This window comes from Providencia sp. wls1916 (assembly GCF_009706585.1).
GTDB classification, from domain to species: domain Bacteria; phylum Pseudomonadota; class Gammaproteobacteria; order Enterobacterales; family Enterobacteriaceae; genus Providencia; species Providencia lanzhouensis.
Genome location: NZ_WLUL01000020.1, coordinates 163,107 through 188,226, shown reverse-complemented (window position 1 = coordinate 188,226; position 25,120 = coordinate 163,107). Strand labels below are relative to the sequence as shown.

Genomic DNA, 25,120 nt, shown 5'->3' with positions numbered 1-25,120 from the left:
TTAATTTATATGATAAGAACACTATGGCTAAATTTAATATTTTTCACCAGTTAATTATTATATCTTGCTTATCCAGTATTCCTACTGTTGCTTTTTCTGTTGAATTTAATACAGATATGCTTGATACCAAAGATACTCAGAATATTGACTTTAGCCAGTTTTCTCAGGCCGGATTTGTTATGCCTGGAAATTATCATCTAACGATTAAAGTCAATAATGAACGTTTGGGTAATGCCCGCGATATTACTGTAGGTGCGCCAACGTCTGCTGAAGATTCATTATTTAGCGTTGTTTGTGTTCCGGCAGCTATTACGGATCAACTCGGCTTAAAACCAGAAGCTATTCGCTTAATTAAATATCGCGATAACGATCAGTGTATCGATTTGTCTGCGCTTGAAGGCAGTACCATGAGCGTGGATTTATCCACGTTAACACTGACGATCTTGATCCCGCAAAGTTATTTGGAATATACCGACCCTAGCTGGGTGCCACCTTCTCGCTGGGAAGACGGTATTAACGGCTTTTTACTCGACTACACCTTGACGGGCTCCTTTACCCGCCGAGATAGCGGAACAAAAGAATCCTATTTATCTGCGAACGGAACTACAGGGTTAAATCTCGGTGCGTGGCGTTTACGTGGGGATTACCAAGCAAACTACCGTAAATCATCGGGTAACTATAACAATGAATATAGCGATGCCATATTCAGCCGTTTATATGCTTATCGCTCATTAGCGAATATCGCCTCGGTTCTAACGTTGGGGGAAAACTATTTCTACTCGGCTATTTTTGATTCCTGGCAGTTCACGGGTCTATCACTAGAGACCGATGAAAACATGCTGCCACCGAAACTAACGGGATACGCCCCTGAGATCATCGGGATAGCTCAGACTAACGCCACGGTCATCGTCAAAAGCCATGACCGAATTGTTTTGGAAACTACGGTTCCCGCTGGTCCATTCCAGATCCAAACATTGGATAGCTCAATCCGTGGAACCTTAGATGTCACGGTGCGTGAAGAAAATGGCGAAGAACAAAAGTTCAGCATTACTACAGCGGCGCTGCCTTATTTAACACGTCCTGGACAAGTTCGCTATAAGTTTGCCGTCGGTAAACCTCGTTACGATGGGCGTCACCTTGAAGGGGATATGACCGCATCGGGCGAGCTTTCTTATGGACTTAATAATATTTGGTCTATTTATGGTGGGTCGATTTTATCCAAAAACTACCAAGCATTTTCAGCTGGTTTTGGGCGTGACTTATTTACCTTCGGGAGCTTGTCATTTGATATAACGCAGTCCCATGCAAAGTTACTCAGCAATACCTTAACAGGACGCAGTTACCGTTTAAGTTACTCAAAATCGTTTGATGAGGCGAGAACCGACATTACCTTCGCAGGCTATCGATTCTCGGATGAAACCTATCGTTCATTGCAACAAACGTTGGACGAACGCCGTACAGGGATTGAAACTCAAGCACACAAAGAGAGCTATCAGGTCAATATTAATAAATATTTTGATGCGTTCTCACTGGGTGGAAACTACCAATACAACACGTATTGGAATAGCCAAACGGAAGAGCAATTTGGGGCCTATATCAACACCGCCTTCAATATTGCCTATTTAGGGTTAAAAAATATCAGCTTAACTGCTTCTGCGACACGCTCCAAAAGAGCGGGATATCAGGATGATGCCATTACGTTGTATGTCACTGTTCCCCTCACAATGGGCAGCAGCATGAGTTTCTCTGAGGGTTATACACGTGACCAAAATGGGCGCCGTTCTTCAACCCATAACGTGGGCTATAGCGGCTACAACGATCAGCGTAGTTATAACCTGAACGTAGGTTACCAAACGGGACAGTATCAAGACTCACAAACCAGTTTCAGTGGTTATTTGAGCCAGAACTTCCCAACGGCATCACTATCGGCCAATGCCAGTTATGTTCCCAACGAGTACCACACCGTTGGTGGTTCAATTAACGGAGGGATCACATTGGTCAAAGAGGGAATTGCGCTGCATCAGGCAGCTTATGGTGGAACGCGCTTAGTCGTTGAAACACCGGGAGCGAGCAACGTGCCATTAAACGGCGGTGTTTATAAAACTAACCGCTTTGGCTTAACCGTGCTCCCTAACGTGAGTAGCTATCGCAAAACAACAGCATCAATTAATACCAGTAAATTACCGAACAATATCGAAGCGTTAGAGAGTGTTACCGAAGCCACATTAACTCGTGGAGCCATCGGTTATCGCAGCCTTAATGTTATTCAAGGGGAAAAAACCTTTGCCCGTTTAAAACTGGCAGACGGTACTTACCCACCTTTTGGCGCCAGTGTGCGTAATAAAAATAACATTGAGCTCGGCATTGTGGGTGAGCAAGGGATCACATGGATTGTCGGCGTGATGCCAAATGATCTGCTTAACCTTTACTGGGGAAATAAATTGCAATGCAGCACGCAAGTCACTGAGTTTAAAAACAGTGCAGAAAGCTACCCTGTATTAATTTGTCATTAGGAAACAATTTAAATGAAATCAAATCTTTTTAATTTACTTCGCACCAGTGTCTTATTGACCTCTATCGGTGCAATGGGCGCCACTTACGCCGCAGTTACATTGGATCGTACTCGTATTATTTTTGATGGTGATCAGCAGTCTATTAACATCACTATTCGCAATGATAACCCCGAGCTGCCTTACCTAGCACAATCATGGTTAGAAGATGCGTCAGAGAAAAAATTGGAAGCTGGTCCGATTATCGCGACGCCACCGATTCAGCGTATGGAGCCAAAATCCACTAGCTTAGTTCGTTTAAGCACTGCGCCAGATATCAGTAAGTTACCTCAGGATAGAGAGTCTCTGTTTTACTATAACTTGCGTGAGATCCCACCAAAATCAACGGAAGCAGGTGTTCTACAAATCGCCCTACAAAGCCGTGTAAAACTGTTTTATCGCCCAGAAGCAATTGTGGCGGATAGCAAAAAAGAGTGGGCAAAACAGGTAACACTAACCCCAACAGCCAATGGTTATCAGCTAAATAACCCAACAAGTTTTTATCTGACCGTTATCGGCATTGGTAACAGCCAGAAGCAGTCTGAGCAGAGTGATTTTGATGCTGTTATGGTGCCACCGAAATCAACCCATAACCTAAAATCAGCGAAATTTGCGACGCCATATCTCACCTATATCAATGATTATGGTGGAAAGCCATCACTGGCGTTTAAGTGCCAAGCATCGCAGTGCACAGTCACACCATAGACGTAACGGATAAACAGGAATATCAACATGAAACTGTATCACTTTGGGTTATCGCTCATGTTCGCCATGCCTGTATTGGCAGAAACGCCATCGCAACCCTCATTATTGGAAACAACAGGCACTGTTTATGTTCATGCGCGTTTTCTCATAACACCTTGCCAGCCTAATGTAACGATGACAAGAGCGGTCAATCATGTCAATGAACCTGTTTATCAATTTACTGTGAGTTATGCCCATTGTGTCACCCGCACTTATAACCAAACGTGGGCACCATTCACGTTGAAATTTGCGGGTCAGCAATATGTTTTTTCAAAGCCGCAGACAAATAAAAGTATGACTTTTTTACTTCCAGCCGAAAGCTCAGCACGCCGTTTGGAGATGATTTATGACTAAAACATTCGCACTTATGGTTGGCATGAGTAGCTTGTTATTTACCAGCTACGGCAGCTTGGCAAATAGTCTATCCGTCTATTTTGAAGGGACACTGGTGCCTATCGGTTGTCGCTTATCCGACGATGACACGAAGAAAACGGTTTACTTATCAGGTCTGCGCTTTTCTGAACTTGAAAATCTGGGGCGTTCTGATGTTCAACCTTTTCAGCTGGATATCGTCGATTGCTCAACCGCGGCATTAAATAAGACCATCAAAATTACGCTAAATACTCAAGATACTGAAACTCACAATGGCGTCACCTATTTGAAAACAACCGGCGAGTCCAATGTGTTACTGGCGTTAACTGATGGCAAGAATGCTCAACCTTTGAAATTTAATACCCCGATTGATATCAGTACCGTCACGGAATCGGGAAAAGGCTCCATTAACCCACTGCAATTTGGGGTATATGCACAAAAGCCCTTTAACGGACGGCTCAAAACAGGGAGTTTCTCATCCTTAGTCACTTTCAATCTGGACTACCAGTAGGAGAATGCAGATGAAAATATCCGGTTTTTTAGGGGCGATTTGCCTGCTAATGAGCAGCTTTTCACTGGCTGATATTTTAATTACGTTGGAAACCACATTAGTGCGTCCATCCTGTGTGATCACCAATGAAAATGGTGATAAAGAGCTGTATGTGAATTTTCAAAATGTCGCATTAGATCGCATAACAGAAGAAAAGCAAAACTTTGGGATCCTAATTAAACAGTGCGATCTGCGTAAAAATTTACGAATTTATTTATCCCCTAAAGAGGGTTCGACCCTCACGATTAATAACGAAACGGTATTAAGCACCACGATCCAAGGATTAGGGATCCGCTTTTCCCAAGCCAATAGAAATACCGCTATCAATCTACTGAAATGGGAGCCCATCTTCCCGTCAGTGAGTGGTGACACCGCCACATTGACCTTACAGTCACAATTAGTTACGAATCAAGTGCCTGAAACACTTGAAGTCGGCCCGTTTAGTGCGGCACTGTCAGTGATGATTGATTATCTCTAAAGTTAGGTAACGACAATGAAAAAAACATCTAAAACTTCGCTAATTTCATTAATGACCATGCTGATGTCACTGTTTCTCTATAGCCAAGTGTCTCATGGGTTAACTCGCTACTCGTCCAGTGGTGGGGGTTATAGAATGAATCTTGTCTCCAATAACTCGGTCATCGCGAGCACTCCGACAATTGGAAGCAATGGCGAGAAATACTACTCCGTCGCTCCGCCAAATAAAGAGGGTATTGTGATTAATGAAAGTTCATCACAGCCCTACGGTACCGTCTATTGCACTGTGAATTTTTTAGCGGGTAACTACCAAAACGGACTGGCATGGAACTATGCCTTTCATCGTGTTTTTGCTTATATGCCAGAGGCTGGCTTTAGCATTAAGGGGCTAACCGCTTATAAAATTAATGCGAATACTTATTTCACACTGTATTCAGACAATGGAATTACTCAGGGTTGGAAAAACATTTCTGGACGTGGGTGTTCTTCCGAAGAAATGGGGCCATTAGACGCAGGATTCTTCACCGTTCAATTCCCATTTGAAGTACGTATTTATGTGAAAGATATTCCCATTGATGGCAAAGTTGTTATTCCACCAGCAATGATTGCGGGCTATACCCGAATGTTCCAATATCCGGGTACACCTGATGTGTTTGTTCCAGCGGATAAAGCGAGTGTAAAACTGGATTTAACTCAGTCGGTGATTAACTACCCATCAAACTGTAAATCCAATATTGATAACTTAAATATCAATCACAATACACTGGATGCCATTGAATTTGATAGTAAACAAACCCGTACTGCAACCTATCAATGTGATAGAAGTCAGGGGGTTAGAGTGAAATTCGCCTTAGATTACGTTATGGATAACGATCCACAAAAGCGTGTGCCGCTGAAATCAGGTAATAACACGATTTACTCTGAGTTATCACTGTACGATGCAGAGAATAACCTACGCGGTAAAACTATCGAAACCACCATTGATAAAGTGAAAAATATTGAAATCGAAAGCCACCTTTATGGATTAGATGCTGAGCCAGGAAAATACACTGGTAATGCGTGGTTAATTGCAACTTATTTATAATTAACATGCAGTATAAATTTTATGATTATGCTTTCTCGTGCTGTATTTATTAGTATTTTTATTATTTGGAATCTCGCCAGCATAATTTACATTGATAATTTAGGTAGCTTAAGGCAATCGCTGCCACAAAATATTATTAGCTGGTTAGCGATTGCATTAATTATTTCCATCATTGCATTTACCGTATTTTATAGAAAAAATCGGATTTTCATTACGATTCCTGCAATGTGTTTTTGTTTAGCGCTAGCCATATTAAGCATCAATCTTTTTTATCTAAAAGAAAGTAATAATGTTATATTTTGGTATTGGTCTGGTATTAGCGCAGGAGTCATACTGTATATTGTTGGACTGCAAATACGAGAGAAGTGGCTAATTCAATCTTTCTGTATTTATTGTTTTATCGCTATTAATGTTATTCAGTGTTTATTTACTATTTATCAGTACTTTTTTGAAACCAGTATTTTTTATTTTGCAACAGATATGCGGTCATATGGTTTGACACAACAAATTACCATTTTATCGGTTAACATGGCGATGAGCTGTATGTTTTCGTTGATGACCCTTGTGTTATCGCAATTTAAACTCGCATCACTCATCCAAGAAAAATGCCGCATAACACTATTAAGTTTCTGTATTTTCTTGTTTACGGTGACGCTGATTGTTCTGCAATCCATCACCACAACATTGAGTTTTGCAGTTTGCGCATTTATCTTTATCTGTTTGTTTTATCAAAAGAATAAAGTAAGGGTCAGTGTCAGCTATTTCATTATTGCCGTCGCTGTATTTATTGGAGTTTACCTTATTCAGCTATGCCCAAAGTATATCGACAGTGAGATAATCAACCGCTTTCACCTTAAGCAGATGTTACGGTTTTCCATTTCACTGTTTATCTACCCACCAGCTGAAGTTTGGGAACAACCTTTAATTATTAATGCGAGCATGGAGAAAAATCAGCTCCCATTTTTAAGTTCTGAAAATTATATTGTTCCTCATATTTATAATGAGATATTGCGTTGGATTATGACTGGTGGGTTTATCAACCTTATTTTTATGTCATTAATAATAACGGGGGGTATATATGTTATTTATCAGTCAATTATTAAATATAAAAAAAACGGGAACGGTTATTCAATATCCTTGGTATTAGCATTAACACCTGTGGTTATTAATAGCAATTTAGAACACCCATTTTTACAATCAGTATTACATTGGGGAATGATTATATTGTTTTTATCATTTTCAGATGCTTCATTCCCACTGAGAGAACAATCCAGTTTCTATATTAATAAACATCTTTCTTTATTGTTTAGTTTTAGCACTTTTATTATTGGCCTCATCGTTTTTATTATTGGATTAAATTTATTTAATGGTCAATCTTTCTTTCACACCAATATTTTTTCATTTGCATAATGAGAAAATTAAAAGATAAACGAGGACAGCATAATGACTCTCTATGACAATCAAATCTCCAATACAGATATTGGTGCAAAAGTCCGTAAACGCCGACTATTATTGGGCTGGAGTGCCAGTATTCTTGGTAAAAAAACGGGCTTAAGCCAACAGCAGATCTCTCGCTATGAACGTGGAACTCAAAATTTTACAATCCACCGATTATGTATTTTTGCCAATGTGCTTCAATGTGATTTAAATTACTTTTTAGAACGTAGAAATTCTTCGGTAACAGTACCGATTAATCTGTAATGCTGTTGTATTTATATCGCCGAAAACCTTATTTGATCGCGACATAATCATGCCCTCTAAGTCTATTTTTAGGGGGCATTTTCATTCCTAAAAGCAACCTAGACGGATATTTCTACATTGCTAGAACCTGTTAATTCAATAATTAGAAAAATAAATACTAATATATTATCCCGCAATTAGAGGCGCATTGTGATCGAGATATTAAATACGGTGATTTCCCCACGGATCATCAGAAGATGAGTTGGCATTATCCATTGAATCGTCTTCTAGCATATCAAGATAGAGCGCTTCAACTTCAGCCCGCGCCCATGGCGTTCTTCGTAGGAATTTTAAGCTTGATTTTATACTGGGATCTTTGTTGAAGCAGTTGATTTTGATAATGTTGCCTAATTTTGCCCAGCCATAATGGTTAACTAATTCTGTTACCTGCATTTCAAGTGTAACCCCATGTAATGGGTCTTTAGATTTATGTTCAGTCATTTGTATTACCTTATAGGGCATTTCGGAGTATTTAAAGCACGCGAAGATTACAAGAAATGCAAGGCGCTCGCAATCAATACGGTAAGTTACAGACTCCTTAGTGAAAACATAAAAAATCCCCCAGCAAGTTACCCTGCTGGGGGATGATTTATTCACAAGTTAAACTCGTAAATTACAGAACATCTACGCAGTTCAGTTCTTTGAATGCTTGCTCTAAACGAACAACCATTGAGTCTTGTGCTTTACGCAACCACACACGTGGATCGTAGTATTTTTTGTTTGGCTTATCATCGCCTTCTGGGTTACCTAACTGAGATTGCAGGTAGCCTTCTTTCGCTTTGTAATACTGTAAAATACCATCCCATGTTGCCCACTGAGTATCGGTATCGATGTTCATTTTGATAACACCGTAGCTTACTGCTTCTTTGATTTCAGCAGCGCTTGAGCCGGAACCACCGTGGAAAACGAAATCTAAGCTGTTGTGTGGCAGGTTAAATTTCTCAGACACGTAGTCTTGGGAATTACGCAGAATTTTTGGCGTTAATTGTACGTTACCTGGCTTATAAACACCGTGTACGTTACCAAAAGAAGCCGCGATAGTGAAACGTGGGCTGATAGCGTTCAGTTTTTCGTAAGCGTAAGCCACGTCTTCTGGTTGGGTGTACAGCGCTGAGCTGTCCATGCCAGTGTTATCAACACCATCTTCTTCACCACCAGTACAACCTAATTCGATTTCCAGAGTCATGTCGATTTTCGCCATGCGCTCTAAATATTTAGAACAGATTGCAATGTTTTCTTCCAGAGATTCTTCTGACAGGTCAATCATGTGAGAAGAGAACAGTGGTTTACCCGTTTTCGCGTAGTGTTTTTCACCCGCATCTAACAGACCGTCAATCCATGGCAGTAATTTCTTCGCACAGTGGTCAGTGTGCAGAATCACTGGCACACCGTAGTGCTCTGCCATTTGGTGTACGTGGTGTGCACCTGAAATTGCACCTAAGATAGCTGCTTGTTGCCCTTCCGCTTTCAGGCCTTTACCTGCGATAAATGCAGCACCACCGTTAGAGAACTGAACAATAACCGGAGCGCGTACTTTAGCTGCCGCTTCAAGTACGGCGTTAATTGAATCAGTACCAACACAGTTCACAGCTGGCAATGCAAAGTTATTTTCTTTGGCAACCGCGAAAACTTTCTGTACATCATCACCAGTGATAACACCTGGTTTAACAAAATCAAAAATTTTAGACATGTGAAAAGGTCCTGTGGTGAACAGGCAGCCTACGCTGCCTGTTGTGTATGAACAAATTAATTACGCTTTAGCACGTTCTTCTAGCATCACAACGGCTGGGAGCTTTTTACCTTCAACGAATTCAAGGAAAGCACCGCCACCGGTAGAAATGTATGAAATCTTATCAGCGATACCGAATAAATCGATCGCCGCTAGGGTGTCACCACCACCAGCGATTGAGAAAGCGTCACTGTCTGCGATAGCACGAGCAACGATTTCTGTTCCCTTACGGAAGTTAGGGAATTCGAATACGCCCACAGGGCCGTTCCAAAGAATGGTTTTCGCATTTTTCAGAATTTCAGCCAGACGTTCTGCGGATTCATCACCTAAGTCCAGAATTTGCTCATCATCTTTGATAGCGTTACTTGCTTTCAGTGTTGCTTCAGCAGTTTCTGAGAACTCGGTAGCCACGCGAACATCAGTTGGCACTGGGATTTGGCAGTTAGCCAGTAATTTTTTCGCTTCTGGGATCAGGTCCGCTTCATACAGTGAACGCCCCACATTGTTGCCTTCTGCTGCGATGAAAGTATTCGCGATACCACCACCCACAATCAGTTGGTCAGCGATTTTAGACAGGGAATCTAATACCGTCAGTTTAGTGGAAACTTTAGAACCGCCTACGATAGCAACCATTGGACGCGCTGGGTTACCTAACGCTTTGCCTAATGCTTCTAATTCGTTGCTTAACAGCGGGCCTGCACACGCAACTGGTGAGAATTTAGCCACGCCGTGCGTTGACGCTTGAGCACGGTGAGCCGTACCGAATGCATCCATAACGTAGACATCACACAGTGCTGCATACTGTTTAGACAGCGTTTCGTCGTCTTTCTTCTCGCCTTTGTTAAAGCGCACGTTTTCTAAAACAACTAATTCGCCAGCAGCGATATCAACACCGTTCAGGTAGTCTTTAACTAAACGAACTGGGTTGTCTAATTTTTCTGCCAGATAGTCAACAACAGGTTGCAGTGAAAACTCTTCATTGTACTCACCTTCCGTCGGACGACCGAGGTGGGAAGTAACCATGACTTTAGCACCTTGTTTCAGCGCTAATTCAATTGTTGGTAATGAAGCACGGATACGTGCATCTGAAGTAACTTTACCGTCTTTAACAGGAACGTTTAGGTCCGAACGAATGAAAACGCGTTTACCCGCTAAGTCCAAATCGGTCATCTTAATTACAGACATGGTGAATCCTCTTGTTGATTCTCTATAAAGTTTTCATTAGCGACTGTGCGAGGAGGTCAATAGTGTATTTACCTATTGTGCCCCGCTGTCTGTCAGGCGCCAATTAGTTTAAACCTGTTGCTGCCATCGCTAGGGTTGTATCTAGCATCCGGTTAGCAAACCCCCATTCGTTATCACACCAAACCAGGGTTTTGATTAAGTTCTTGCCGCTAACTCGTGTTTGCGTGCCATCAATAATCGCGCTGTGCGGATCATGATTAAAATCCATCGAGACTAACGGTAGTTCAGTATAGTCTACTATACCACGAAAATGCCCGTGCGCGGCGCTCTGTAATAGCTTGTTAACTTTATCAACACAAACATCCGCATCTACAGTGACACTTAAGTCAATGGCGGTGACATTAGTGGTTGGAACACGTACAGAAATCGCTTCAAAGCTGCCTTGGAATTTTGGAAAAATTCGAGTGATCCCCGCTGCTAATTTGGTATCAACAGGAATAATCGATTGGCTCGCTGCGCGCGTTCTGCGTAAATCTTTATGGTAAGCGTCAATCACGGGTTGATCATTCATGGATGCATGAATGGTGGTGACTGTGCCTGACTCGATACCAAATGCATCATCCAACACTTTGATGACTGGAATAATACAGTTGGTGGTACAAGATGCATTGGAAACGATGTTATCGCTTCTTTGTAGGCTGTCATGGTTAACACCATACACAATGGTCGCATCGAGATCATCGGTTCCTGGATGGGAAAAAAGCACTTTTTTCGCGCCGGCTTGCAGATGCTTTAACCCATCTTCGCGAGAGCCGTAAACACCCGTGCAATCTAATACCACATCCACACCGAGCTCTTTCCAAGGTAGCTTGCTGATATCCGCTTGATGGAAAAGACGCATACTGTCATCTCCAACTTGTAGCTGGTCGCCATTAAGGCGAACATCCCACGCAAAGCGTCCGTGACTTGAATCATATTTCAGCAAATGAGCGATACCTTCAGGTTCCGCTAATTCATTGACCGCAACAACGACAATTTCTGCCCGGCGACCTGATTCATATAACGCTCTGAGAACACTTCGACCAATTCGACCGAAGCCGTTTATTGCTACCCTGATTGCCATTCTACACCTTGTATCTGAGCAAAATCACACGGTTGCTAAGGATAACTGACTACCACCAACTCTACTGCTCATTTTAACTGTCAAACATCAAAAGTGTGCTTCACTCGACATTTTTAAAATTTATTTACATTATTTCAAATGCAACTGAAACGGTTCAGCTTATCAAGTTTTAGATTAAGGGATATATTTAGAGAACGCAATAGAAAAACAAGAAACGGTGCACAAAAAAACAACGCCTCAATACCAAACTTGATATTGAGGCGTAAATTAGGTTAATTCACTTTATTTTCAGAGGCGCGACCGTTTATTCGGAACACACCTCAAGCAATTAAATGAATTATTTCAGCAGAGATTTTGCAGCTTTAACGGCGTTTTCAACCGTAATGCCAAACTCTTTGTAGAGCTGATCAGCTGGTGCTGATTCACCGAATGAGTGCATACCGATGATAGCGCCATTCAGACCAGTGTATTTGAACCAGTAATCTGCAATACCCGCTTCGATAGCCACACGAGCACTGACGTTTGCAGGCAGAACGGCTTCACGATAAGCCGCGTCTTGTTTGTCGAATGCATCAGTAGAAGGCATAGAAACCACGCGAACTTTACGACCTTCCGTAGTCAGTTGGTCAGCCGCTTTCACCGCTAATTCAACTTCAGAACCGGTCGCAATAAAGATCAGCTCAGGCGTGCCTGCGCAATCTTTCAGGATATAAGCGCCTTTCTCGATATTTGCTAATTGCTCAGCGGTACGAGGTTGCTGTTCTAGGTTTTGACGAGAGAAAATCAGTGCGCTTGGACCATCTTTACGCTCAATGGCATATTTCCATGCAACCGCAGATTCTACTTGGTCACATGGACGCCATGTGCTCATGTTTGGTGTCACACGCAGGCTCGCCAGCTGTTCTACTGGTTGGTGCGTTGGACCATCTTCACCCAGACCGATAGAGTCATGAGTGTAAACGAAGATGCTGCGAATTTTCATCAGCGCTGCCATACGTACTGCGTTACGTGCGTATTCAACGAACATTAAGAATGTTGCGCCGTAAGGGATGAAACCGCCGTGCAGAGCGATACCGTTCATGATAGCGGACATACCGAATTCACGAACACCGTAATGGATGTAGTTACCCGCTTTGTCTTCGTTCAGAGGTTTAGAACCTGACCACATGGTTAAGTTACTTGGCGCTAAGTCCGCAGAACCGCCCATGAATTCTGGTAATACTTTACCAAATGCTTCTAATGCGTTTTGAGATGCTTTACGGCTTGCGATGTTCGCAGGGTTTTGTTGCAGGTTTTCAACGAATTTTTTCGCTTCTGCATCAAAGTTCGCTGGCAGTTCACCCGCCATACGACGTTCGAATTCTTTCGCTAATTCTGGGTATGCTTTTGCGTATGCCGCAAATTTTTCATTCCAAGAATGCTGTTTTTCTTTACCGGCTTCACGCGCATCCCAAGCTTGGTAGATATCTGCTGGGATTTCGAATGGACCGAATTTCCAGCCCAGTGCTTCACGAGTTGCTGCGATTTCTGCATCACCTAAAGGTGCGCCGTGAACCGCTTCGGTACCTGCTTTGTTTGGTGAACCAAAACCGATAACGGTTTTGCACATAATCAGCGTTGGTTTGTCTGATTGTTTGTGAGCTTCGTTCACTGCAGCGTTGATTTGATCTGCATCGTGACCATCGATGTCACGGATAACGTGCCAGCCGTATGCTTCGAAACGTGCTGCGGTATCATCAGTAAACCAACCTTCAACTTCACCATCGATAGAGATGCCGTTGTCATCGTAGAATGCGACCAGTTTATTTAATTTCAGGGTACCCGCTAATGAACAGACTTCGTGGGAGATACCTTCCATCATACAACCATCACCCATGAACACATAAGTGTGGTGGTCGACAACGTCATGACCTGGGCGGTTAAATTGTGCCGCTAAAGTACGTTCTGCAATCGCAAAACCCACTGCGTTTGCAATACCTTGACCTAAAGGACCGGTAGTGGTTTCAACACCTGGCGTATAACCATATTCTGGGTGACCCGGGGTTTTAGAATGTAATTGACGGAAGTTCTTTAACTCATCAATAGATAAGTCATAACCGGTCAGGTGCAGCAAGCTGTAAATCAGCATTGAACCGTGACCGTTAGACAGTACGAAGCGGTCGCGGTTAGCCCAATGTGGATCTGCTGGGTTATGATTCATATGGTTGCGCCAAAGAACTTCAGCAATATCAGCCATGCCCATTGGTGCGCCAGGGTGCCCTGATTTTGCTTTTTGAACCGCATCCATACTTAGAAAGCGGATAGCATTAGCAAGGGTTTTACGAGTCGTCATTAGTATACTCCAAGTAGGATAGAACGTACTTAAACCAATATTCACAACGCAATAGGGAATCATTGCGGTTTATAGAGTTAGCCTCAATAATTCGAGCCGCAGGTGCATAAAAGCTTATTAGACCTACCCACAACTTGAAGTTTGGCGATGAGACCCTACGAAACTAGCGCAATTTCATCCATACAGCAATTATTTGAAACAATATGACAGCAGACTGCGGATCTTTATCGCAACCGTCAAGCTGAATCCTTTCCATTGCGCAAAATATCCCTTTGAGTTCTTCGTTTTGCGCAATTGCCTGACCTTATTAAACCTGAGTTCACCACTTAGGATCAAGGTGATTTATGCATCTTGCGTAATTAGCCGCAATATTAGTGATATTTGGCAAATTTTTCACTGGTAAACCCGCACAAAACAACAAGGGCGCTCATTTTTGCGCCCTTGTTTTCACATTGCTTTCTTTTTGATTTTTTTATCGCGATTAACGCTCTGTCATCGCCTGTTTCATCCGCGTGATAGGCTTAATCAGGTAATCAAAGACACTTTTCTCACCCGTTTTGATATCCACTGATGCCACCATACCCGGAATGATTTCCATTTTATGGTTATTTTTGTCTAACAAGTAATTGGTATCTGTTTCGACAAGAATTCGGTAGAACGTCTCATCGGGATTAAGCTTTAACTCACTACGACGCGTATCATTACTTAAGGTATCAGGGCTGATTAATTTCACCACTCCATTTAAGCCCCCATAAATCGCGTAATCATAAGCAGTGACTTTAACGACCACCGGCATTCCCGGTCTTAAGAAAGCCACGTCTTGCGGGCGAATATAAGCTTCCACCATCAATTTGTCATCGAGGGGAATAATTTCAAGGATGTCTTGCCCTGTATTCACGACGCCACCGATGGTATTGATCTTAATATTTTTTACGATGCCGTGAACGGGCGCGCGGATCTCTGAGCGAGTGACAGGATCTTCACGCATACTCATGGTCTCTTCCGCTTGATCCAGCTCCGATTCCACTTTCACCAACTCAGCGTTTGCTTCCGCAAGGTAGTTATTCATGCGTTCATTAATTTGCGTCGCTAACTCAACGGACTGTCTTTCCATACGCAGAATTTCCACATTGGAAACTAACCCTTCTTTCGCCAGCGGTTTGGTAATAGCGATTTCTCGGTCTAATAATCCTTTGCTTTGACGTAAGCCTGCAATAGCTTGATCACGCTGCGTTTTTTTCGCGTTATAAGCATTGGTTTCACGCTCTACTAAGTCTTGATCCGTTATCTTTGAAAAATCAGGAACTTCGTTGCGAGATTCTCCCTGCAACCGCGCTGAGATGGCTTCAAGGTTTTGTACTCGAGCTTGGCTTTCACGCAATAATGCCATACTTCGCGCATCATCCAGCTTCAGCAAAATCTGCCCTTTTTCAACAATATCCCCTTCTTTGACGTACATCTCTTGGATATTGCCAGGGTCGATACTTTGAATGACTTGCTCACGGCTACTTGGAATAATGGTTCCTTGCCCACGAATGATCTCTTCTAAGTGGCTGTTATACGCCCAGACCACAAAAATCGTCAATAACAACGCCAGAAAGATAATAGGCAAAAACAGTAAGTTACTGCGCTCTTTTCTCATCACGGATTCTAGGTCATGAGAAAAGTCACTGGAAAAAGTGCGATGCTCTTTTGGCGCTTTACCATATTGATCCATTTTAAATCGCCCCTTCTTTATTAATTACGCGTCTAACCTGTGAAACGACTCGCACTTGCGGCGCAGACTGTGGAGCAGGTTTATCTGTGGTAACTGTGCCAGTGGCTTGCTCCGTTTGTCCTAACGCTTTTAAGACTTTCTGCTTCAGCCCATCAATTAAGATTTTGCCTTCATCCATCACGATAATGCGGTCAACTAAACGTAAAATTGGTAACTTGTGGGTAACGACAATCAGCGTTTTATCTTTCGTCCACGCCTCTAGCGCATCGAGCACCAATTTTTCAGTATCCACATCAATTCCCGTGGTTGGCTCATCCAGTAACACCACATTTGGGTTATGCAGGGTTAACTGTGCCAGTGCCACCATCTGTTTTTGTCCACCTGAAAGCCCTAAACCATCTTCACCAAGGGGCATATCAAGCCCTGCTGGATGCTGACGAATAATTTTATCGAGCTGGAAGCGTTTGAGCGCACGCACTAAATCGTCATCGCTGGAGTAGCCATCAAGACGTGCTAAATCCAAGTTTTCACGTAAGGTTCCGAAGAATAAACGCGGCTTTTGCGTCAGCATACCGACTTTGCTTCTGAGGAAAATCGGGTCAATTTGGCGAATATCGAGATCATCTAAGCTAATATTCCCTTGCTGCTGTTCATATAGCCCGGTGAGTAATTTAAGTAATGTACTTTTTCCACCACCGATTTTGCCGAGGATCGCGACTTTCTCTCCCGCTTTGATCTCTAAATTAATGTTGTTTAATGCAGGCTGCCCATCTTTACTATATTGATAAGTCACATTCGCCAGTTGTAATGCCCCGTGAACTGCAGTTGGTGAAATGTATTTTTTATGATCTTCACGCTCGATAGGACGGCTAAAGATATTTCGTACGCCGGCTAATGCCATACGCGCTGATTGGAAACGTGTTGCCAGACCCGCAATTTGTCCCAGTGGCGCTAATGCTCGACCAGATAAGATCACGCTGGCGATCAGCGCCCCCATCGTAATACGTGAGTTCACATCATTCGCATGGATCAGGTAAGTTCCCAAGCACACTAAACCGACGGTATTGAGCTGCTGCATCGCCGCACTGAAATTGACCATAAAATTGGTTAGATTGCGCACGGCGATGGATGAAAATGCCGTTTTCTCTGTAAGCATTTCCCAGCGTTGTTGCGCCCAATTCACCGCATTATTCAGCTTTAAGGTTTCGATCCCTTCAATGGATTCCACCGCTAAGCCTTGGCGTTGAGATGTTTCTTTCATTGAGGCGTTGATCCCTTTCGCCAGTGGCTTTTGAATCAAAAGACCTGCGATCACTACAATCGGGATAATGGTCAGTGGCACTAATGCTAGGTAGCCACCAATCATGCTGATTACGCCGATAAACAGCAAAATAAAGGGTAGATCGACGAGGGCTAATAAACTCGCGCTGGTCATAAATTCACGAATGGATTCGAAGTCACGTAAGTTGTTCGCATACGATCCCGATGAGGCTGGGCGCTTATCAAGGCGGATCCCCATCACGCGGTGGAAGAGCATCGCGCTGATCACAATGTCCGCTTTTTTCCCTGCGATATCTAATAGATAAGATCGCAACATTTTGGCGAGAAACTCAAAACCAATTGCCAGCACAACACCGATGGTCAGTACCCATAAGGTTTCGTAAGCTTGGTTTGGGATCACGCGGTCATACACGTTCATCACATACAGGGAACTGATTAACGCTAATAAGTTGATCACAAATGATGCGACGATCACTTGGTAGTAATATTTTTTATAACGCCAAATCACTTTCCAGAAACCGCTAGTTTCGTATTTATCGATTTCTGAACGAGTTTCCGAGCGAATATTGCGTTTAATAAACCAGCTGTAACCGCTGTAGTTCGCTGCCAGATCTTTCACACTTAATGTTTGACGTAAACCTTCTTCCGTTAAGATCTCAAAATGACGCCCATGTTCGCCATCTTCAATTTTGCTGATCACTACCGATTCATTGTTTGCTAATAGCACCAGAAATGGCGCCGCAATCGTCGGGATCTTATGCAGATCGATTTCAATGATCTGGTTATCAAATTGGTGTGAGTTCAACACACTCGCCAGCGAGGCATAATCAAAAGATTTCGATTCCGTGCGTTTAGTTTGTGCTAATAAAATTTCTGGTGAAAGGGTATAACCCAAACGCTTGGTAACTAAAGATAGGTTATTAATAATATTCATAATTTATCTAGAAGCCAATTCTTGGTTCATCCATGCAGACATTTTTGCCTGCACACTGAGGTAATTGAGTGTCGCGTCACGGAAGTCGTTTTGTAAGATAACAGCGCTGGTTTGAATACTTGCTAGCTCGTTATACGCATCAAGCAAATCAATCAAAGTGCGGCGGTTGATCGTAAATTGCTTTTCATAGTTGCTGATCACCACTTTTTGCTCTGCGATATAGGCTTTGGCTATATTTCCTTGTTTTTCACTTTGCGCCATATTGATCGCCGCAGATTGGCTCATCTCTTTAATTTCACGGAATGTTTTTTTAATACGCTCATTGGCTGCGGACAGGGCATACTCTTTCTGTGCTTGGCTGTAATAGCTCGCTTGGTCAAAAATATTCCAAGAAACACGTAAGAAAACTTCGCTATTATCTGGCGTCGCATTAACTTCCAAATTCAGGGCTGGCTTTCTCATGGCGCTGGCGACTTTAACTTCGGCATCAAGGCTTTGAGCATCGGCCACTTGGGCTTTATAACTTGGGTTATTTTCTAGATTATCTTCTTGAAATTTGGCTAAAATCGCACCGCTAGTCGTGGCTCTGAATGGGTCAACAAATTGGTCAACAGTTAGCTGGCGCTGAGTCAAAATCGATAATTGGCTCAGGGCTAAATTCAGGTTTCTTTCTGTTTCAGCGCGGCTCATTTCCACTTTTAAGGTACGCGCTTTCACTTGCGTTAATTCGCTCATTCGACCAGAGTCATGCTGAACAATCGAGGTCAGTTGCTTTTCAATTTGGTGATGACGAACGAGGTTTTCATCAATCACATCAAGGGTTTCCTTGTGGCGTAAAACCTGCAAATAAAGCTGACTGATGCGCACGCTAATATCTTCTTGAGAAAGAATATATTGGTTTTCATAGTAACTTTGCTTGGACTGTTCGCGGTCTACACCCGCTTCAATTCCCCCCCAAGCATAAATGTTCATGGTCGCTTTGGTACCAAGGTGAAACCCCGATTCCATCGCGTTACTTTCGTATTTGTGTTGCTGCGCAAGAGGCTGAGTTCCCATTAAACTGACGACCGGGTAATGCCCAGCTTCCGCTGCACTAACGTTGCTTTGTGCCGCTTGATAATTGGCATAAGCCTCTTGGACTTCTGGGGCATTATCGAGTGAATCTTTTAATAAGTTTTTTAATTCAACCACATCTGCCACAGCAGAAAGAAAAAGCATCTTCACGAAGAATAACGCTAAGATGCTATTAATTAGAGATTTCATAAAGTTGGCACAAAGTAAATAAAACTGGTGTTGGCGAAATAAAATATTGAGGGCTACCCGTGGTAACCCTCAATCATTAGCCTTAAATAATGGCGCTCTGAGTTTCTTGTAACGCATCTAATGATGAGTTCATGAAACCAGTAGAGTGACTTGATGTTGCATTGACATCGGTGTCTACTCCATGTAACTCCATTGCACTTTCTGGTGAGAACAGTTTCAGGGCTGTTAAATCAGTATCATTCAAGCCTGTGTTACCTGACTCTTTTAACTTACTGATATCCACTGAAATTGATGACTTACCGTTGGTACCGTCGTTATCGGTTAACGTCAGCGTAAAGGTCTCTTTCTCCATTCCCGTCGGACGTGTTGCCCCCGGACGATAGGTTAAGTGACCAAAGTTTTTCTCACCTAAAGAGATAGAGAGTAAACCGCCCGCATCGGTTTTAACGGCTAATTCACCCTGACCAAAATCAACCCACATGCTCTTATCAAGGTTATCCGACGTAATTTCCTTGGTTGTTGGATCGTATTTGTAAGTGTGACCATCCACTTCAATGCTGATAGATTTCATGCCATCCGCGCCGAAGCTCAGGGTTTCCTTGCCATCATTCGCTTTTGAGAAGCTACTTTCGATGGTGTTTTCATTAGGAACATATTTGCTCAGGATGTTACCTAAAGAGCTCATATCTTTCAGAACGATAACGTCGTTAGCATCGTTGTTTTGGCCTTTTTGACCATCAAAAGCGATAGGCTGAATAAACTCTTCACCTGTTTTACCACCCACGCTATTGAGCATATCTTGACCAATACCAATAGCCACAGAGCGAATACCTTTTTCTGTTAAGAAAGCCTTCCAGCTATCTTCACCAATATCAGTATTTGGGCTTCCTGGGACAAAACCATTTGGTGATGTTGGTGCTATACCATTTCCAGCAACAGGATCCTGACTATTGCTTTGGTTACCATAGTTCGGAATACCATCAGTAATCACAAACAATGTGTTATCTAGTTTTCCATTAATATCTTTTGCATCAATCGGTTCCATGCCACTACTGGATGTTTTTTGGAAAATACTGATCACCTGCTGCAATGCTGCATCATAGTTAGTATCTACACCGATAACATGCCAGTCTGGGCGTAGCGTTTGAGCGCCACGTAAACCTTCAATAATTTGTTTTGCCTCAGAGATGGTACACCAGTATGGTTGATCCATTGGGTAACCCGGCGCCCCACCAATTGCCGATGCTTGCTTAGCAAAACCATTAATGCTAACGCGCACTTCTCCTGCATCAGCGCTGTTTAGACGCTCTTCATAACTACTTAACACGCTATCAATTGAATCTAATGCAGCGTCATATCGCGTTTTCATTCCTGATGCAGTGTTACCGCCTTGAATACCACTATCATCTCTACCCATGCTACTGGACAAATCTAACGAGATAATCAAGTTAGCATAAAAGGTATTTTCAACTGGTGGTTCTACTGATAACTCAACATTCGAGGCTTCAGGCTTATCATCATGAACCACGATTTCAGTTTTCATTTCATCGGTGCCATTTTTCACACCAAAATCAATATTCAGAGAGTCTTTGCCTGCTGGATGATCAACAAGGCCTTTGAGATTAACTTCATAATTAACCTTTGTGCTGCCATCTGCGGTTGGGGTATCTGTCACTTTAACGGAAATCACTTCTTTTCCATTTGGTGTTTTACCCACAAAACCATTGTCAGTAGATTCCCATGAAATAGGTTCTCCACCTGAAGTCAGCTTGGTTGTCGGCTCAATGATCTTAATATCGCTTGGAGTTGTTGGTTTATCTGTTGGATTAGATAACTCAATAACGCCATGCACAGTCACAGGCGATTTATCACCCGCAGTTCCATCCGTTCTTAAGCCTTTCTCGAAGACTTCCGTCGGTGTCGTTTGCGTTGGTGTAATATCAATAGTGACAGTCGCTGTATTTGAGATGCTGCCATCCTTATCTTTCACGGTATAAGTGATGGTATCTTGGCCTGTAGCACCTGGTTTTGGTGTATAAATCAGTTTGCCATCTGCATCAAACGTCGCGGTACCTTTGCTGCCATTCTTTTCAATATGCAGGGTTGATTTATCCAACTCTCCATCAGGATCTTTGTCATTAATCAACACATCAATAATTGTCGGAACACCTTGCTTAGTTTGACCATGGTCATCACCAGCAACGGGGGGTTCATTGATTACAATGGCCACGGTCGCTTTATTGGAAACATTACCGTTAGCATCCTTCACTATGTAAGTGATGGTGTCCGTACCCTTCGCATCCGCATTCGGTGTGTACACCAGCTTGCCGTTCACAATACTCACAGTGCCTTGTGATGGCTGCTCAACAACTGCTAACGTATTTGGATCGATATCATTATCTAAGTCAGTATCATTACCGAGTACATCAATCTCAACAGGTGTCGCTTTGTTGGCTTTTGCGGAGTCATCAACTGCCACTGGCGCCGCGTCGATATCGACTGTCACCGTCGCTTCATTGGAGACATTACCGTTCTTATCGAACACTTGGTACGTGATGGTATCCGTGCCCACTTCACCCGCATTCGGGGTATAAACCAACTTGCCGTCGACGATAGTGGCGGTGCCTTTGCTGCCATTGGTCTTGATCACCAGCGTGCTTGGGTCGATATCTTTGTCTAAATCGGTGTCATTGACCAACACGTCAATGGTCACCGGCACGGATTCTTTGGTCGCCGCTGTATCATCAACCGCCACTGGCGCCGCGTCGATATCGACTGTCACCGTCGCTTCGTTGGAGACATTACCGTTCTTATCGAACACTTGGTACGTGATGGTATCCGTGCCCACTTCACCCGCATGTGGGGTATAAACCAACTTGCCGTCGACAATAGTGGCGGTGCCTTTGCTGCCATTGGTCTTGATCACCAGCGTGCTTGGGTTGATGTCTTTGTCTAAATCGGTGTCGTTGGCTAACACGTCAATGGTCACCGGCACCGATTCTTTGGTCGCCGCTGTATCATCAACTGCTACTGGCGCCGCGTCGATATCGACTGTTACCGTCGCTTCATTCGACACGTTGCCGTTTTTATCAAACACTTGGTACGTGATGGTATCCGTGCCCACTTCACCCGCATTTGGGGTATAAACCAACTTGCCGTCAACAATAGTTGCCGTCCCTTTGCTGCCATTGGTCTTGATCACCAACGTGCTTGGGTCGATGTCTTTGTCTAAATCGGTGTCGTTGGCTAACACGTCAATGGTCACCGGCACCGATTCTTTGGTGGCCGCTGTATCATCAACTGCTACTGGCGGTGCATCGATATTGATAGTTACCGTCGCTTCATTCGACACGTTACCGTTCTTATCTTTCACGGTATAAGTGATGGTGTCGGTACCCGTTGCCCCTGGATTTGGGGTGAAGATCAGCTTGCCATCTTCACCGATGGTGACCGTGCCTTTACTGCCCGGCTGGGTGATCACTACGCTGTTTTTGTCCAGATCACCATTAAGATCGGTATCGTTCGCGGTGATATCGATTTCAACGGGCGTATTGTGGCGCGTATCGGCAACATCATTGCCTGCCACTGGTGGCGCATCAATGTTAATAGTCACCGTTGCTTCGTTGGAGACGTTACCGTTCTTATCTTTCACGGTATAAGTGATGGTGTCTGTGCCCGTTGCCCCTGGATTTGGGGTATAGATCAGCTTGCCATCTTCGCCGATGGTCACGGTGCCTTTGGTGCCCGGCTGAGTGATCACTACGCTGTTTTTATCTAAATCACCGTCGAGGTCAGTATCGTTCGCTGTGACATCAATTTCAACTGGGGTATTGTGGCGAGTATCGGCTTTATCTTCATTGGCAACTGGCGGCTCAGTGATATCAATGGTCACAGTCGCTTTATTAGACACGTTGCCATTTTTATCTTTGACCAGATACGTAATCGTATCTTGACCCATGGCATCTGGGTTCGCGGTGTACACCAGCTTACCATCAACCACTTTGACGGTGCCTTTGGTTGGTTCACCCACAACAACTAATGTTGTTGGGTCAATATCACCGTCGAGATCGGTATCATTATCCAAAACATCTAATTCAACTGGCGTTGCCTTGTTGGCTTTAGCTGAGTCGTCGTTCGCTACTGGTGGCGCATCGATGTTGATGGTGATCGTCGCATCTTCAGAGACGTTACCGTTTTTATCTGTCACGGTATAAGTGATGGTGTCAGTACCCACTTCGCCTTTATTCGGCTGGTACACTAACTTACCATTAACAAACTTCGCGAAACCTTTGCCACCATTGGTTTTAATCGCTAAAGAGCTATGGTCAACATCCCCGTCTTTATCGGAGTAGTTATTTTCCATATCGATGGTGACAGGTTTAGATTCTTTGGTTGCTGCAGAATCGTCTTTCGCTTCTGGAGCCGCGTCAATTTTTACAGTGATGGTAGCAACATTCGACTCATGACCTGCACGATCTTTCACCACATAAGTGATGGTATCAACGCCATATTCACCTTTATTTGGTGTATAGATAATCTTTCCATCTTTACCGATTGTCACGGTTCCTTTAGAACCTTCTTTAACAATACGAATAGAGTTTGGATTTAAGTCGCCATCAACATCACTGTCATTCGCAGTAACATGGATAGTAACAGGAGTATTATGTTTTGCATGTGCAGAGTCATCACCCGCGATAGGTGCATGGTCGACAACTTTAGAGTGACCGCCACCACCACCGCCGCCACTGATTGCCACAGCAGGAATACCAATAAGAGGAACCAGTGCAGCTAACCACCATGGGTTAAATGCCCACAATGGAGGTAATGCATCGCCACCAATAGCTTGTCCAGCCGCTTGACCGTCAGCTAACTGGCTGATTGCATCTGCTTTTACTGCACTTTCCGGAACGTATGGGAAGTATTGGCCATTTTCATATTGACCAATAATGAGGTTTGCATCGCCTTCTTGATAACCAATGGCGCCATTCTCAGCAAAGTAATTTTCGATAATTAAATCAGGACTTTCTACATCGCCGCCTTCAAATGCGATGACAAGATTTTTATCAACACGCTTAACCGCAATGTTTTCTGGTGCGAATTGTGTACTTTCATCAATTAATAAATAATTTACATCTTTTTGTGCATTAATATGCAGTGGTTGTTTTAATTGTCCTGCACCGTTTTCCCCACCAGTAACAGAATATTGCTCAATCGTCTCTTTGCTATTATTAACTTTAATTGATATTTTTTTAATAGACATAGTTATCCATTGCCTCGTATCGGACAATTATTTATTGAATTAAATTTAGTTTAAAATCGTGTTAATTATTGGCAGCTTTGAGCTACATCCACACGAGGTAAAGTATGAACCTGGGTGCTAACTTTCCCTTTAAATTCATTAACTTCTTTTTCTGTCATTGGTTTTAATGATACTGTTCCATTGGTTTCAGTAACCAAGAATGCATAGGATTTGCCTGGCTCTAGTGGCTTATTATCGATTTCGTTTAATTTGGTATTATAGCGCTCGCTAACATCTGTCTTATATGCAGTGAAATTGTTGTTTCCAGAGCATAATTTAATTTGTTTAGTCGCATTAGGCTCTAATGAAGTGAGGTACTGTTTATTCACAAATATATTAATTGTTTTCCCTTCAACTTGATTATCTATTCTATAGAAAGAGACTAATGCTTTATTACTTTCAACTTCCTTGCTTTCTTTAAGAATATTCTTATTCTTCCATGTTTCGTTATTATACCCGTGCAATCCTTCATTACGCACACAACCCGTCAATGCTGCAATACATAATAGTATTACAACGCTAGTGATCTTTTTCATATTAATCCTTTCAACGCTATGGTGTTTAATTTATGCAAAGCAAAATCCCTCTACGTAATATTAGAGAGAATAAATATCGTAGTGATTTGAATAAATACTAAAGCTGGAAATCATTTAGTCTCCAGCTTAAAAATAAAATGCTTATAATTATTTTTGCTTCAATTTAACCCATTAAATGGGTACCTGAAGCATTTTGTTACATGAT

General features: G+C 42.9%; 18 protein-coding genes. 8 read left to right on the top strand and 10 right to left on the bottom strand.

Translation table 11 applies throughout. From position 1 onward, the window contains the following. Positions 1–23 precede the first annotated feature (23 nt). Genes GKR61_RS14045 through GKR61_RS14010 form a run of 8 tightly spaced genes read left to right on the top strand, consistent with a single transcriptional unit; the run spans position 24 to position 7,477 of the window. Positions 24–2,513, top strand: a complete 2,490-nt coding sequence (locus GKR61_RS14045; RefSeq protein ID WP_036953986.1) for a fimbria/pilus outer membrane usher protein — start codon at positions 24–26, stop codon at positions 2,511–2,513. 12 nt (positions 2,514–2,525) lie between these two features. After that, positions 2,526–3,254 carry a fimbrial biogenesis chaperone gene (locus GKR61_RS14040; RefSeq protein WP_036953984.1) on the top strand — a complete coding sequence of 243 codons (729 nt, stop codon included), beginning with the start codon at positions 2,526–2,528 and terminating at the stop codon, positions 3,252–3,254. Positions 3,255–3,281: 27 nt separating this feature from the next. Beyond that, complete coding sequence (locus GKR61_RS14035; protein WP_036953982.1) at positions 3,282–3,647, top strand: hypothetical protein; 366 nt, start codon at positions 3,282–3,284, stop codon at positions 3,645–3,647. Continuing rightward, positions 3,640–4,176 carry a fimbrial protein gene (locus GKR61_RS14030; protein ID WP_036953980.1) on the top strand — a complete coding sequence of 179 codons (537 nt, stop codon included), beginning with the start codon at positions 3,640–3,642 and terminating at the stop codon, positions 4,174–4,176. Before GKR61_RS14035 ends, GKR61_RS14030 begins: the two co-directional genes overlap by 8 nt. 10 nt (positions 4,177–4,186) lie before the next feature. After that, the gene (locus GKR61_RS14025) at positions 4,187–4,693 is read left to right on the top strand and encodes a fimbrial protein (RefSeq protein ID WP_036953978.1); all 507 of its coding nucleotides are present in this window, start codon (positions 4,187–4,189) and stop codon (positions 4,691–4,693) included. A 15-nt stretch (positions 4,694–4,708) separates the two neighbouring features. Then, entirely contained in the window at positions 4,709–5,776 is a 1,068-nt protein-coding gene (locus tag GKR61_RS14020) for a hypothetical protein (RefSeq protein WP_036953976.1), read from the top strand. Between the two features lie 21 nt (positions 5,777–5,797). Continuing rightward, positions 5,798–7,186, top strand: coding sequence for an O-antigen ligase domain-containing protein (locus GKR61_RS14015; protein WP_154600415.1), 1,389 nt, complete (start codon positions 5,798–5,800; stop codon positions 7,184–7,186). Between the two features lie 33 nt (positions 7,187–7,219). After that, the gene (locus tag GKR61_RS14010) at positions 7,220–7,477 is read left to right on the top strand and encodes a helix-turn-helix domain-containing protein (RefSeq protein WP_036953973.1); all 258 of its coding nucleotides are present in this window, start codon (positions 7,220–7,222) and stop codon (positions 7,475–7,477) included. A gap of 201 nt (positions 7,478–7,678) precedes the next feature. Here GKR61_RS14010 and GKR61_RS14005 read toward each other — a convergent pair whose 3' ends face one another. The 10 genes from GKR61_RS14005 to GKR61_RS13940 all read right to left on the bottom strand — a co-directional run bounded on the left by GKR61_RS14005 (position 7,679) and on the right by GKR61_RS13940 (position 24,915). Continuing rightward, positions 7,679–7,957 (bottom strand): VF530 family DNA-binding protein, encoded by a 279-nt coding sequence (locus GKR61_RS14005; protein WP_036953971.1) that lies wholly within the window; start codon positions 7,955–7,957, stop codon positions 7,679–7,681. Between the two features lie 172 nt (positions 7,958–8,129). After that, on the bottom strand, positions 8,130–9,206 hold the full coding sequence (gene fbaA, locus GKR61_RS14000; protein ID WP_006657248.1) for a class II fructose-bisphosphate aldolase: 1,077 nt from the start codon (positions 9,204–9,206) through the stop codon (positions 8,130–8,132). A gap of 60 nt (positions 9,207–9,266) precedes the next feature. Next, positions 9,267–10,430, bottom strand: a complete 1,164-nt coding sequence (gene pgk / locus GKR61_RS13995; RefSeq protein ID WP_036953968.1) for a phosphoglycerate kinase — start codon at positions 10,428–10,430, stop codon at positions 9,267–9,269. Positions 10,431–10,533: 103 nt separating this feature from the next. After that, positions 10,534–11,553, bottom strand: coding sequence for an erythrose-4-phosphate dehydrogenase (epd, locus tag GKR61_RS13990; RefSeq protein ID WP_036953966.1), 1,020 nt, complete (start codon positions 11,551–11,553; stop codon positions 10,534–10,536). A gap of 337 nt (positions 11,554–11,890) precedes the next feature. After that, the gene (gene tkt, locus GKR61_RS13985; protein WP_154600416.1) at positions 11,891–13,885 is read right to left on the bottom strand and encodes a transketolase; all 1,995 of its coding nucleotides are present in this window, start codon (positions 13,883–13,885) and stop codon (positions 11,891–11,893) included. A gap of 481 nt (positions 13,886–14,366) precedes the next feature. Next, positions 14,367–15,602 carry an HlyD family efflux transporter periplasmic adaptor subunit gene (locus tag GKR61_RS13980; protein ID WP_154600417.1) on the bottom strand — a complete coding sequence of 412 codons (1,236 nt, stop codon included), beginning with the start codon at positions 15,600–15,602 and terminating at the stop codon, positions 14,367–14,369. 1 nt (position 15,603) lies between these two features. Next, positions 15,604–17,817 (bottom strand): type I secretion system permease/ATPase, encoded by a 2,214-nt coding sequence (locus GKR61_RS13975; RefSeq protein ID WP_154639848.1) that lies wholly within the window; start codon positions 17,815–17,817, stop codon positions 15,604–15,606. Between the two features lie 3 nt (positions 17,818–17,820). After that, on the bottom strand, positions 17,821–19,080 hold the full coding sequence (locus GKR61_RS13970; protein ID WP_051422719.1) for a TolC family protein: 1,260 nt from the start codon (positions 19,078–19,080) through the stop codon (positions 17,821–17,823). A gap of 82 nt (positions 19,081–19,162) precedes the next feature. Beyond that, complete coding sequence (locus GKR61_RS17610) at positions 19,163–24,340, bottom strand: Ig-like domain-containing protein (protein WP_195848389.1); 5,178 nt, start codon at positions 24,338–24,340, stop codon at positions 19,163–19,165. A gap of 65 nt (positions 24,341–24,405) precedes the next feature. Further along, positions 24,406–24,915 carry an OmpA family protein gene (locus GKR61_RS13940; RefSeq protein ID WP_036953956.1) on the bottom strand — a complete coding sequence of 170 codons (510 nt, stop codon included), beginning with the start codon at positions 24,913–24,915 and terminating at the stop codon, positions 24,406–24,408. Positions 24,916–25,120 lie beyond the last annotated feature (205 nt).